The sequence below is a fragment of the Pseudomonas sp. GW821-FHT01E05 genome (assembly GCF_059422425.1).
Map to the genome: position 1 here is coordinate 149232 of NZ_JBWKWW010000001.1, position 12850 is coordinate 162081.

Below are 12850 nucleotides of genomic sequence, written 5' to 3' on the forward strand. Positions count from 1 at the left end.
CGCGCATCGCCGCCAAATCACCTCAACTTTCTACACCCACCCACAGAGAGACAATCATGAAAGACAAACTGCTCATTCTTCGTCCGGGCTTCTTCAGCGGCGCCGAAGGCCCGTTCTACTGCGGCGACTCGGTATCCGTCGAAGGCTTGCTGAGCTTCTTCCCACAGCTTCGAGACGTGGTCGAGGTCGCTTACATCGACGCGCCTCGTCCGCGCAACGCGATCGTCGCGCTGATCGGCGAAGACAACCAGTCTGCGCCAGTGATCGTGCTCGGCAACGGGCAGGTACCGAAGGACACGTCCATCGCGGTTCAGGAGCACAACGGCACGCGCTTCATCAACGCGCCCGACGATATCCGGCGCTACCTGTCGTCACAGTACAGCGTCGCGCAGGCGTCGTGATCGGTAGCGCTCAGGCGCACGCATCGAAAACGGTCCGCCGCTCCTCGTGACGGCAGGCCACGGGCCGACGGTTCGCTTGTGAGCCGCCGGCCCGTTCCTTTGGCGCGACCAGAACTGAACGACACAGCCGTTTGGAATGCACTTTTGCCAGTAGGTATTGGGGAGGGAGGTCACGCTGACTCCTCCGATACTTGTTCTTTTTATTGGGACTCTGTTGGATCGGTAGGTTGATGCCATTATTTGGAATTGGCGCAATGAGCCACACTGCTGTGCACTCTAAAGTGCTGACATCTCGGCAGCTATCTGGTTTGGTCTTGCGTTGTCACAATATTTTGTTCGGCACCAATAGAGGTTTGCTCCATGGACAGGTTTCAGGAAATGCAGGTGTTCCTCACCGTGGCGCAAGAGCAGAGTTTTTCTGCTGCCGCGCGGCGCTTGAGCATGTCGGCTGCGAGCGTCACACGGGCGGTCGCGGCGCTGGAAAAGCGCATAGGCACCCAGCTGCTGGTGCGCACTACCCGCAGTATTCACCTGAGCGAGGCCGGTCAGCGTTATCTGGAAGACTGCCGGCGCATTCTGGCTGAGCTCCAGGAGGCGGAAGCCTCGGCGGCAGGCAGCCACGCCCAGCCCCGGGGGCAACTGACCGTCACGGCGCCGGTGTTGTTCGGTGAGCTATTCGTGACGCCAGTGATGGTCGGTTACCTTGATCAGTTCCCCGAGGTCAGTATCAATGCCGTACTCGTCGACCGTGTGGTGAACATGGTCGAGGAGGGGATTGATGTCGCGGTGCGTATCGCACAATTGCCGGACAGCAATCTGCACGCGATCCAGGTGGGTGAAGTACGACGTGTGATCTGCGCGTCTCCCGGTTACCTCGCAAGCCACGGTCGACCTCGGCATCCTGATGACCTGTGCCAGGCACGGATTGTCGCTACCTCTTCCATTGGGCAGGTCAGGAGCTGGCAGTTTGTGGAGCAAGGAACAGCCCTGAGCATTCGTCCGGAGCCGCGTTTGGTGGTCACTGCGAATCAGGCGGCGATTACTGCGGCTTGTCTGGGTTGGGGGTTGACCCGGGTACTGTCTTATCAGGTCGCCAGCAAGGTGGCCGCAGGCGAGCTGGAAATCGTTCTTCAAGACTTTGAGCTGGCGCCGCTGCCGATCCATGTGGTGTATCAGGGGGGGCGCAAGGCACCAGCGCGGGTGCGCAGCTTTGTGGATTTTGCGGTGAAGGCGCTTCGCGAACATCCGGCGTTGCAGGCCTGACACTTTATTGCACCTGTTGAAATAATGGATTGTGTTTTTTGGTTATTCTGTTGTTTTAATCGAAAGTGGAAGGTAGCTCCCATCGGCGCGGATCTCTCCTGAACTGCGCGATCGCCCCGCGGAGTTCACCATGTCCAAGCCCGCCATCAAACTCTATAACTTCCCGCGCTCCGGTCATGCTCACCGTGTCGAGCTGATGCTGTCCTTACTCGAACTGCCGACTGAACTGGTGTTCATCGATCTCGTCAGCGGTGCTCACAAACAGGCGGATTTCCTCGCGCTGAATTCTTTTGGCCAGGTTCCGGTCATCGATGACCAAGGCGTGGTGCTGGCTGACTCCAACGCGATTCTGGTGTACCTGGCGCAGAAATATGGCAAAGGCCGCTGGTTGCCGGCGGACCCGGTCGGTGCGGCCAAGGTTCAGCGCTGGTTGTCGGTCGCGGCCGGGCAGATTGCCTCAGGACCGGCCACGGCTCGACTGATCACTGTGTTTGGCGCGCCTTACAACGCTGAAGAGGTGATCGCCCGTTCCCACAGCCTGCTCAAGGTGATTGATCAGGAACTGGCTCACACTGCCTATCTGGCGGGTGATGAACCGACCATTGCTGATGTCGCCGGCTACAGCTATATCGCCCATGCGCCCGAAGGCAATGTGTCTCTGGCTGACTATGCCAATGTGCGGGCCTGGCTGGCACGCATCGAAGCCTTGCCCGGTTTTGTGGCGATGCCGCGCACGGTGGCCGGCTTGCAGACTGCCTGATATGAGTGACTGCGGCCCAGCCTGGCTGTGCCCTTCAGACTGTGCCCTCGGCGCAGGGGAGAAACGCGATGAACCTTCAATCACCCTGGCATGCCGGCGAAAAGCAGCTGCAGGCGCACGTCGGTGTCGCTGAGCGTATGGAAGCGTTCGGACCCAAGGTCATCCGTAATTACTTGCCTGATCAACATCGTCAGTTCTATCAGCAATTGCCCTTCATGCTATTTGGCGCGGTGGATGTAGATGGTAATCCTTGGGCCAGTATTCTCGAGGGGCAACCAGGTTTTGCCTGTTCTCCCGAGCCTGCCCTGTTGCAGCTGGACAGTCTGCCAGGGCAGAACGACCCCGCTCAATTACACACTGGCGCGGCTATCGGCCTGCTGGGTATCGAGTTGCACACGCGGCGGCGGAACCGAATCAATGGCCAGGTCGGCGAAATGGCCGATAACGGCTTTACCGTGGCGGTCCAACAGGCTTTCGGCAATTGCCCTAAGTACATCCAGCTGCGCCAATTTGAATCGGTGCCTGTCGCAGATCCGTCGATGCGTGTGGTGCAGCGTCTGAGTCAACTGGATGACGAGGCGAGCGCGATGATTCGTGGAGCCGACACCTTCTTTGTCGCCAGTTACGTTGACGTTGAAAACCAACGCTCGGTGGACGTCTCTCATCGGGGAGGGCAGAGCGGTTTCGTCCAGGTAGACGGCAATTGCCTGACCATTCCCGATTTCTCCGGCAACTTGCACTTCAATACGTTGGGCAACCTGTTGCTCAATCCGCGCGCCGGCTTGCTGTTCATCGATTTCACTTCGGGCGATTTGCTGCAGGTCAGCGGGCGCACCGAAATTATCCTCGACGGGCCGCAAATCAGTGCCTTTCAGGGCGCCGAGCGGCTCTGGAAGCTGTATGTGGAGCACATGGTGCGCCGACCGGCAGCGCTGGGTTTGCGCTGGCGGTTCGAGGGTTTCTCGCCCAATAGCCGAATGACTGGAACTTGGGAGCAGGCCACGACACGTTTGCAGGATTAGGCGTTGGGCAGCAGTTGGCGCCAACCAACGTCATGCGTAGGAAAGTGCCTTTTCCTCCAACAGCTCTTGGTACAACTCTGTCCATTTACGGCCCATTTCATCGGCGGTGAACAGTTGGCGATAGCGGGCTTCGGCTCGCTGTCCCATTTCTGCCGCACGCTGCGGGTTTTCCCACAAGGTACGCATTGCTTCACGAAAGGCCTGTGGATTACTCGGGGGAACGACCAAACCGGTCTCGCCATGGATATTGATGTAACTGGTCCCGGTACCGATCTCACTGGAGATCATCGGTTTTCCATACATCGCGCCTTCAAGCAATGAGATACCGAACGCTTCGGAACGCAGATGCGATGGGAACACGATCGCGTAGCTCAGTTGTAGCAGCGCCACTTTGTCCTCTTCACCCAGGCGTCCTAGAAAGTGCAGATTGCGCAAGCCCAGAGCGGCTGCCTGGGCATGTAACTCCGACTCAAGCGGGCCTGCGCCGACGATCACGACCGGGTAATCCACCTCTTTAAGTGCATCGAGCAGGATATGCAGTCCTTTGTAATAACGCATCACACCGACGAACAGGAAGAAGCGTTCACCCAGACGTTGCCGCCAATGGGCCAGGCGCTCCGGCTCGGGTTGTGGATAACCTGACTTGTTCAAGCCATAAGCAATGACCCGGGTCTTTTCCCGGTGGTTCTGCAAGACATCGCTGGTATGGAAGTAGTTGGGCGAGGCGGCGACAATCCGGTCGGCGCTATTGAGGAAGCGATTCATCAGTGGGCGGTACATTTTGAGCAAATGTTGCTGACGAACGATGTCCGAATGGTAGGTCACCACGCACGGTTTGTTCGTGGCGCTGATGAAATGCACCAGGTCCATGAATGGCCAAGGAAAGTGGTAGTTGACCACGTCCGCCTCCGCGGCCATTTCGCGAAACTGTTTGAAGACACTGTAGGAAAAACCGGTGGAAGCGAACTGCACATCCAGTTTGGCCCGATGCACCTCATGCTGACCGATCTTGACGACCGCAGGCGTGGGCTCGGCGCTCAATGTCAGAACCTGGCTCTCAATGCCGTGCCGGGATCCGCTTTCGCATAACTGAAAGATGACCTGTTCGATACCGCCGACCGAGTCAGGCAGGTATGTCTTGAAGAAATGTAGAACGCGCATTCAACCTCCCATAGCCTGACGGTATGCGCCTGCTGTTATCTTCGCGCAGCGCCCCCAGGAAAAAAGCTTCGCTTGCTGCAATCCAGCCTCTCGGCATTCCAGCCAATGCGTTTGATCGTCGATCAATCGGCTCATCGCGTCGCGCAAGCCGTCTACATCGTCAGGTTCAATATAATTGCCCGCGTCACCTGCGACCTCCGGCATTGCCGAGCGTCGGGTCAGGATCACCGGAGTACCACTGGCCATGGCTTCCAGAACCGGAAGGCCAAAGCCCTCGTAGAGAGACGGGAACACCAGCGCTCTGGCACCGGCCACGAGCTGTGCGACCTGTTCATCCGGCAGATAACCCATCAGGCGGACATAGCCGGAGGCCAAGGCCTTTTGCAACTCATCACTGAACTGCCCACGTTCCCAACCGGCCATTCCGACAATCAGCAAAGGAAAACGCTGACGCATCAGCTCTGGCAATCGCGCGTGAGCGTGCAAGGCCAGTGACAGGTTTTTGCGCGGTTCCAGCGTTCCTACACAGAGGAAATACGCCTGCGGTTGCACTCCATGGGGTGTGAGTGCCTCCTGCAACGCCTCGATCGAGCGTGGATGGAAGCGCGCGGCTACCCCAAGCGGTGCAACGACAAAGCGTTCATGGGGAAGGCCAAAATAGCGCTGGGCTTCATCGGCCACGTACTGCGAGTCGGTCAAAATCAATCGTGCCTGCTGCACGCCGTGACCAAGTCGGCGCTCTATCTCTTTCAACCGGGCCGATGGCTGGGTCGAGGGATAGTGCAGGTGGGTCAGGTCGTGCAGGGTGATGATGGTCGGACCCTTGAACGCCAGGGGCCACAGGCTCGGCTCGTGATAGAGATCGATGGCTTGGGACTGTCCTTGGTCGAAGCGCCGCTGCTCCAGCCAACGACGGGCCTGGTAGGCCCCCGGTACTCGTCGCAACCAAGGTGTCATTCGGGAATAGCCGGGCATGGCGGCGGCCGGCAGGGCAGCACTCCAGCCCCAGCCATGGAACAGCGAGAGCTCCAGGTCCGGCTCTGCCATAAGGGCCGTCGCCAGTTCGGCCAGGTAATGACCTATGCCGGTGCGTGGTGCCTGGAGAATCCGTGCGTTAAGGGCAATCCGCATGCTGCCTCTCTACCGGCGCAGGCACCTTCTTCAAGTTGCGCTGGATGCGTTCGACAAACTGGGTACTGGCCTCGCGCCAGCCCAGCCAGCGCCACTCGCTGACATTGCGCACTGCCGGAAACTCACCAGTGCTTTCCATGCGCGCAACCAGATTGGCAAGGCTTTGTGGATCGGCCAGATCGAAATAGGCCATGAACTCGCCACCAATCTCACGAAAGACCGGAATATCGCTGCCCATCGCCGGCAGCCCGCGCTGCATGGCTTCGACCAGCGGCAAGCCAAAGCCTTCGACCCAGGACGGGAATACCAGCGCTGTTGCCTGTGCATAGGCATGCTCAAGGCTTTTATCGGTGAGTGTGTTGAACATGAACAGTCGCTTGTTCAGCTCCGGGTGCTGGCGAACGCGGTCGACCAGCGCATCGCACTTCCAGCCAATACGCCCGGCAATGCACAGCCGGGCGTTTGAGCCCGCGGCCCAGGCGCGTTCGAAGGCGTCGAGCAAGTAGTCATGGTTCTTGCGCGGCTCAATGGTACTGACCATGAGGAAAACCGGATCTTGCCCTTCGAACAGCCGCACAAGACGCGGCTCCACAACTGCCCCATCGTTGCTCAGGTCCAGTTCGGAACCGAGGTGGAAATAATCGAACCAGAGCGTTTTGACCTGCTGCGGTCCAAGCCTGCGCAGAAGCTCTTCGCGGACCTGGTCACGCACGGTTGCCGAAATGGCGACATATCCGTCTGCAGTTCTGGCGATCCAGTCGAACCACTCGTTGAAAATCTGCACCAGCCGGGTGTCGTAGAACTGTGGATGGGTCAGCGGGATCAGGTCGTAGATTACCGAGACGATGTCCACCCCTTCACGCTTGAGCTGTTCGGCCATGGGAAAAAAGTTGGCGTGCCAGGACGAATCCAGCAGCACCAGTTGATCACCCGGCTGATGCTGCAAAGGTGTGCAACGTTTCGGCAGTTGTTTCTGGTTCACCAGCCCGATCAGACGTAACGGCACACTGAAACAGGCCAGCGCTGTGAGCCGATACATCACGTACAGCGCGCGCCGGGCGAAACGCGACTGACAGCGTTGTTCCAGGTTTTGGTGAAGTTGCCAGAACCTGTGGGCGACCCGCTCCAGGCGCGTACCGAAACCCATCAGCGCATTGAAAAAAGGCGTATCCAGCGGTGCCAGACTCAGCACCCGGTAGAGCTTGCCCTTGAGTATCACCACCGGAAGGCATTCCACACCCTCCACGGCCTCGGGCAACTGCTTGATGACATTGCGCACCACCCGTTGAATACCCGAGTTGACCTTGGGGTGCTCGAACACATGGGTACATTCGACCAACAGGCGCGTCATGGCGTGGCCTGCAAGGCGACTGACCCGGCAGGGGCAACGGTCGAACGGGTGATCGTGGTTTGGGCTTCGAGCCAGGAGCAGCCGACGAAGTCTTCATGACGGTTGTTGAGGACATGGAAGACCAGGCCGTAGTCTCGCCATTCGAAATTGCGGTCCAGGTGCGAGTCCAGGCGCGACAGGCTCAGGGCTACGGAATAATTACCCTTGCCCAGGCGCATGGTGAAGGCAAATCGGAACGTGACCCGTTCACCGGCACTCAAGTTCGTCAGTGCTTGTCCCTGCCGATGGGTGTTGATGCCATACATGGACTGTCCAAGGCGATCCTTGATCATGAAGCCCAGCACCAGCCGCTCGATGTCCTGGCGTACCTCGACCTGCACTTCCAGCACCATCGGCTGGCCCACCTCGGCGACCTCCACCGATCGCTCGTGTGCATCCAGCAGGCGCACACTCAAGATGCCTGCTTCACCGGTACCGGAGATGGTCTGGACCTGGCCGGTGGCGAGCATTTCCTGACGCACCGTCTGGCCCTCGCGCTCGGCCATCAGGGCGTTGTAGTAGTCCAGGACCTCTTCGGGTTTACCGTGCATGGCCATGCGACCGTTTTCCAGAAGGATCGCGGAATCGCAGATCGACTGGATCGCTGAACGATCATGGGAAACGATCAATAAGGTCGTTCCTGCTCGACGAAAACTGCGGATACGTTCGAAGCTCTTGTGCTGGAAGTAGGCGTCGCCTACCGACAGCGCTTCATCGACAATCAAAATATCCGGCCGACGCGCAGTCGCGACACTGAAGGCCAAACGCATCTGCATGCCGCTCGAATAGGTGCGCACCGGGTGATCAATGGCTTCGCCAATCTCCGCGAAACCCTCGATTTCCGGCATCAGCGCCTCGATTTCCTCTACCTGCATGCCCAGCAGCTGGCCAGCCATGAAGGCATTCTGGCGACCAGTGAAATCCGGGTGGAAGCCCATGCCCAGTTCCAGTAGCGCGGCCACCCGTCCTTGCACCTGAAGTTGTCCACAAGTGGCTTGGGTGGTACCGGTGATGATCTTCAGCAAGGTGCTCTTGCCGGCACCGTTGACCCCGACGATCCCTACGGCTTCACCGGGGGCGACTTCAAAGTCGATGTCACGCAGGATCCAGTGCTCGCGATGACGCGCCGCAGAGAAGGGGATGATCCATTCGAGCAGGCGGCTCCAGCGTGTCGGATATTGCTTGTAGGCCTTGCTCAGGCCACTAACGCGTATGTGTCCCATCAGAGCTCATCCACCATTTCACCCACTCGTCGGCGGAATAGCCGCAGCCCCAGGACACAGAACAGCACGCCGATGATCAGGACCGGCAACAGCGAACTCCAGACCGGCCATTGACCATACAGAAACAGGTTCTGGTAACTCACCATCAAGGCAGTCATCGGGTTGAGCCAGAGCAGCCGCTGGATCGGCTCCGGGAGAATCGACATCGGATAGACGATGGGCGTAAACCAGAACCAGAATTGCAGGCAAATCCCGAAGAACTGCCCGACGTCGCGGAAGAACACATTCAACACGCCGAGAATCATCCCCAGACCGGCCGAGAAAATAACCTGTAACGCCAGCAACGGCACCAATGCCAACAAGGCCATACCGGGAAGGCGCCCGGTGATCAGCAGAAAGCCCAGGAACAACGACACAATAATTGCGAAGTTGATCCCGGCATTGAGCAGCACGATCACCGGCAGGCAGATGCGCGGGAAACTGATCTTCTTCAGCAGATTGGCATTTTCCAGAAACATGTTCTGGCTGCGCAGGGTGATCTCGGAGAACAGTCCCCAGGTCAGCAAACCGGCGCAGAGGTAAATGCTGTAGGCCATCCCGTCATCCACGCCGGGAAGACGCGCACGCATCACGTGGGAAAAAATCACCGTGTAGACGACGATCATCGACAGCGGGTTAAGGACGGTCCAAAGGGCACCGAACAGCGAGTTGCGATAGCGGGCTTGGAACTCTCGCTTGACGCTACCGAGGATGAAACCCCGATAGCCCCACAGCGAGCGGTACAGATTGAGCAGCATTCAGACCGTCCTTCCGTATTTATCTTCGAAGCGAACGATATCGTCCTCTCCCAGGTACTCGCCGCTCTGAACTTCAATGATGACCAGGTCGATCACCCCCGGGTTTTCCAGACGATGCTTGTGCCCGGCGGCAATGAAGGTGGATTCGTTTTTGGCGACAAAGTGCGAGCCGTCGCCGTTGTTGGTGACCTTGGCCATGCCCTCGACGACGACCCAGTGTTCATTGCGATGGTGGTGCATCTGCAGGGAGAGGGAGGCTCCAGGCTTCACCACAATGCGCTTGATCTTGAAGCGCGGACCTTCCTCCAGCACGGTGTAAGTGCCCCAGGGGCGACTGACCGTACGGTGCAGGCGATAGGTTTCGTGCTTTTTATCCTTGAGTTGCTTCACCACCTTGCGCACATCCTGCGCGCGATCGGCATGGGCGACGAGAACCGCATCGGCGGTATCGACGATGATCAGATTGTCGACGCCGACCGTGGCTACCAGACGTCCTTCGCTCTGGACAAAATTGTTGTGGCTGTCGATGAACAGCGCGTCGCCACTGGCCCGATTGTTCTGGGCATCAGCCTTGATCAAGTCGCTGACCGCACCCCAGGAGCCGATATCGCTCCAGTCGAAACCCGCAGGCACCACCACAACCTTGTCGGACAGCTCCATCAAGGCATAGTCGATGGAGATATCCGGCATGTCGGCGAAGTGCGCCGCTGACAATTCCTGCTGAATGCCCCCGCTTGTCTCGACCGGGGCGCTGGCCGCCAGGCAGGCTTTGCCTAGCTCCAGGAGCGCTGGCGCATGGATCTGCAACTCAGCCAGCAAGGTCGCGGCCGAGAAGCAGAACAGGCCCGAGTTCCATAGGAAATTGCCGCTTTCCAGGTAGTGGGTCGCGGTCTGCAGGTCGGGCTTCTCGACGAAGCGCTGAACCCTGGCCGCGCCTTGCTCATCCAGTTGTTCGCCGGTTTCGATGTAACCGAAACCCGTTTCCGGCGCGGTCGGGGTGATGCCGAACGTGACCAGATGCCCAGCCTTCGCCAGCTGTACGGCATGTTCGACAGAGCGCCCGAAAGCGTCTTCGTTCTGAATCAGATGGTCGGCCGGCATCACCACCAGAATCACATCGTCGCCGTGCAAGGCTTGCAAGGACAGTGCAGCGGCAGCAATCGCCGGTGCCGTGTTGCGTCCCACAGGCTCCAGGAGAAAGTGCCCGCGGTGGCGTTCCAGTCTGGCCGCCTGGTAGTGATCCTTGCTTTGAAAGTAGTAGTCACGGTTGGTCACCGTGACGATATTGCCGCCCGCAGCCAGGAGCCCGGCCGCGCGTCGGTAGGTCTTGCCCAGCAAGGTCTGGCCATCGGGCAAGGTCATGAACGGCTTGGGATGACCTTCGCGCGAAACCGGCCACAAACGAGTCCCGGCACCACCGGAAAGAATCACAGGAATCAGCATGCCTTACTCCTTGGCGACGCGTTTCATGTCCGCATCCATCATCATGCGGATCAGATTCTCGAGATTGGTTTTGGGCTTCCAGCCCAGGACGCGTTGCGCTTTGGCCGGGTTGCCGAGCAACACGTCAACTTCGGCCGGACGGAAGAATGCCTGATCGATTTTCACAAAGTCCCGGTAGTCCAGGCCGACGTGATCGAACGCAATACGGCACATCTCACGGACAGTGGTGGTGACACCGGTCGCCACCACATAGTCGTCGGCCTTTTCCTGCTGCAGCATTAGCCACATGGCCTCGACGTAATCGCCGGCAAAACCCCAGTCGCGCTTGCTGTCGATATTCCCCAGGCGCAGCTCCTGCTGTTTGCCCTGCTTGATACGCGCGGCGGCATCGGTCACTTTGCGCGTCACGAATTCAATCCCGCGCAGGGGCGATTCGTGGTTGAACAGAATCCCGCTGCTGGCGTGCAAATTGAAGCTTTCGCGGTAGTTCACCGTGATCCAGTGACCGTAGAGCTTGGCTACACCATAGGGGCTGCGTGGATAGAACGGAGTGTTCTCGTCCTGTTGCTCGGCCTGGATCAGGCCGAACATTTCGCTGGTGGAGGCCTGGTAGAAACGCGTGTGCGGACTGAACTGACGGATCGCCTCGAGCAGGTGGGTCACACCCAGCCCATCGACGATTCCGGTGGTCACCGGTTGATCCCAGGAGGCTGCGACAAAGCTCTGTGCCGCCAGGTTGTAGATTTCATCGGGAGCGGCCTTGATCACCGCGCGCTGCACTGAACAGGCGTCGGCCATGTCGCCATCCAGATAGCGAATCTCGCCCTCGATACCCATCTCACGCAAGCGCCAGCGCGAATCGCTGCTGCGACGCGCCACCAGACCGTGGACCTGATAACCCTTGTCGAGCAGCAGCTTGGCCAGATAGGCGCCGTCTTGTCCGGTGATCCCAGTGATCAGTGCACTTTTTGTCATTCTTGGCGTACTCGTGACTCCCAGTCGGACAGGATCGCCCGCAAGGATTGTTGTGTAGTTATCTCAGGTGTCCACCCAGTGGCGTGTTGCAGCCTGGCATGGCTACCACAGACGCGACGCTGCTCTGCGCGGCGAAGACGCGCAGGGTCCTGAATCAATTCGATGTCGACCTGTGCGATGTCCGCCAGCTGTGCGATCAAGCTGCGGATGCTTTGCTCTTTGCCTGAGCAGACGTTATAGGTCTGACCGGGTGAGCCGAGCTGCAGCATGGCCAGATAGGCAGACACCACGTCGCTCACATCGAGAAAGTCGCGGGTCACGTCGATATCGCCCACTTCCAGTCGTGGTTCTTGCAGACCCTGTTTGATCCTGGCGATCTGGCGTGCGGCGCTGGCGATGACGAAACTGTCCTTTTGTCCGGTACCGATGTGGTTGAAGGGGCGTGCGACGATCACCGGCCAGCCCTCGGTCATCCCCCATTGCAGGCATAGAAATTCCGCCGAGAGCTTGCTGACAGCATATGGGTTACGCGGGCAGGGCGACTGGTCTTCATCGATAGGCAGCGCGGATTCGCTCACTTGGCCATAAACGTCGCCAGAGCTGACATACAGGAAGGTGCCGTTGAAGCCGCGGGCTTTGAGCGCCTGCAGCAAATTCAGCGTCCCGAGCAAGTTGACGTGCAGAGTCTTGGCCGGATCACGGAACGCTTCGGGGACGAAGGTCTGGCCAGCCAGGTGGATGACGGCGTCGGGCATTTCGGGCCACAGGTCTTCCAGGCTGTGTGGCTGGGAAAGGTCATAGCCGGACGCGACAGGCAGGAGATCCCAAACCGAATCGGGAGCACTCAGACGGGATTGGATGTGACGTCCTACGAATCCAGTCAGACCCGTAACGAACAGACGCTTCTTCAAACAGCAGCCCCCTCAATTATCAAACTTCGGCAAATCACCCCAGTCTTTGCTGAGAAAATCCGGTAATTTCTAGTAGTTGTTCCAGATTCAGTGGCGTGCGAAGTTATTGTTGTAGTTGTTTTGAGACAATCTGTTCCAATTGCCCGGCAATTTCAATAAGTCCAATTGTGACCAGTCAGTTCTCGTCAGCGTAGCGCAAAATTTGTCGCCCGCCGGTTCACGAACCCTCAACGGATGTGTTTAGAATGCCCCTCGTCGCGACCGCCCAGCGATCAGCATGGCTGCTTTTGGCCAGGGAAAGCTGACCAATAAAACAAGAACGTAGACGGGCATGAGGACGATCGGCGAAGCCACTGGAAATACAGGACTTCGT

11 protein-coding genes and 1 pseudogene are annotated in these 12850 nt (G+C 58.7%); 4 read left to right on the forward strand and 8 right to left on the reverse strand.

From position 1 onward, the window contains the following. Positions 1 to 56: 56 nt before the first annotated feature. From AC07W5_RS00755 to AC07W5_RS00770, 4 genes and pseudogenes are all read left to right on the forward strand, one after another. Positions 57 to 401, forward strand: a complete 345-nt coding sequence (locus AC07W5_RS00755) for a DUF3088 domain-containing protein (protein WP_495022617.1) — start codon at positions 57 to 59, stop codon at positions 399 to 401. Positions 402 to 761: 360 nt separating this feature from the next. Next, positions 762 to 1664 carry a LysR family transcriptional regulator gene (locus tag AC07W5_RS00760; RefSeq protein ID WP_495022618.1) on the forward strand — a complete coding sequence of 301 codons (903 nt, stop codon included), beginning with the start codon at positions 762 to 764 and terminating at the stop codon, positions 1662 to 1664. A gap of 130 nt (positions 1665 to 1794) precedes the next feature. Then, on the forward strand, positions 1795 to 2424 hold the full coding sequence (locus AC07W5_RS00765) for a glutathione S-transferase family protein (RefSeq protein WP_495022619.1): 630 nt from the start codon (positions 1795 to 1797) through the stop codon (positions 2422 to 2424). A 68-nt stretch (positions 2425 to 2492) separates the two neighbouring features. Continuing rightward, positions 2493 to 3443 (forward strand): annotated as a pseudogene (locus tag AC07W5_RS00770) (FAD-binding oxidoreductase); the annotation flags it as partial. A gap of 33 nt (positions 3444 to 3476) precedes the next feature. Here the strand turns inward: AC07W5_RS00770 and AC07W5_RS00775 are convergent. Genes AC07W5_RS00775 through AC07W5_RS00810 form a run of 8 tightly spaced genes read right to left on the reverse strand, consistent with a single transcriptional unit; the run spans position 3477 to position 12477 of the window. Then, positions 3477 to 4607, reverse strand: coding sequence for a glycosyltransferase family 4 protein (locus AC07W5_RS00775; protein WP_495010500.1), 1131 nt, complete (start codon positions 4605 to 4607; stop codon positions 3477 to 3479). Then, positions 4608 to 5738 (reverse strand): glycosyltransferase family 4 protein, encoded by a 1131-nt coding sequence (locus tag AC07W5_RS00780; protein WP_495022620.1) that lies wholly within the window; start codon positions 5736 to 5738, stop codon positions 4608 to 4610. Next, entirely contained in the window at positions 5722 to 7089 is a 1368-nt protein-coding gene (locus tag AC07W5_RS00785; RefSeq protein WP_495022621.1) for a glycosyltransferase family 4 protein, read from the reverse strand. The genes AC07W5_RS00780 and AC07W5_RS00785 overlap by 17 nt, the downstream gene beginning before the upstream one ends. Continuing rightward, positions 7086 to 8351, reverse strand: a complete 1266-nt coding sequence (locus AC07W5_RS00790; RefSeq protein WP_494991013.1) for an ABC transporter ATP-binding protein — start codon at positions 8349 to 8351, stop codon at positions 7086 to 7088. The genes AC07W5_RS00785 and AC07W5_RS00790 overlap by 4 nt, the downstream gene beginning before the upstream one ends. Next, positions 8351 to 9148 (reverse strand): ABC transporter permease, encoded by a 798-nt coding sequence (locus AC07W5_RS00795; protein WP_494991012.1) that lies wholly within the window; start codon positions 9146 to 9148, stop codon positions 8351 to 8353. The genes AC07W5_RS00790 and AC07W5_RS00795 overlap by 1 nt, the downstream gene beginning before the upstream one ends. Continuing rightward, positions 9149 to 10591 (reverse strand): mannose-1-phosphate guanylyltransferase/mannose-6-phosphate isomerase, encoded by a 1443-nt coding sequence (locus tag AC07W5_RS00800; RefSeq protein ID WP_494991011.1) that lies wholly within the window; start codon positions 10589 to 10591, stop codon positions 9149 to 9151. A 3-nt stretch (positions 10592 to 10594) separates the two neighbouring features. Continuing rightward, positions 10595 to 11566: a GDP-mannose 4,6-dehydratase gene (gene gmd / locus AC07W5_RS00805; RefSeq protein WP_494991010.1), complete on the reverse strand. Its 972-nt coding sequence runs from the start codon at positions 11564 to 11566 to the stop codon at positions 10595 to 10597. Beyond that, positions 11563 to 12477, reverse strand: coding sequence for a GDP-mannose 4,6-dehydratase (locus AC07W5_RS00810; RefSeq protein WP_495022622.1), 915 nt, complete (start codon positions 12475 to 12477; stop codon positions 11563 to 11565). Before AC07W5_RS00810 ends, gmd begins: the two co-directional genes overlap by 4 nt. Positions 12478 to 12850 lie beyond the last annotated feature (373 nt).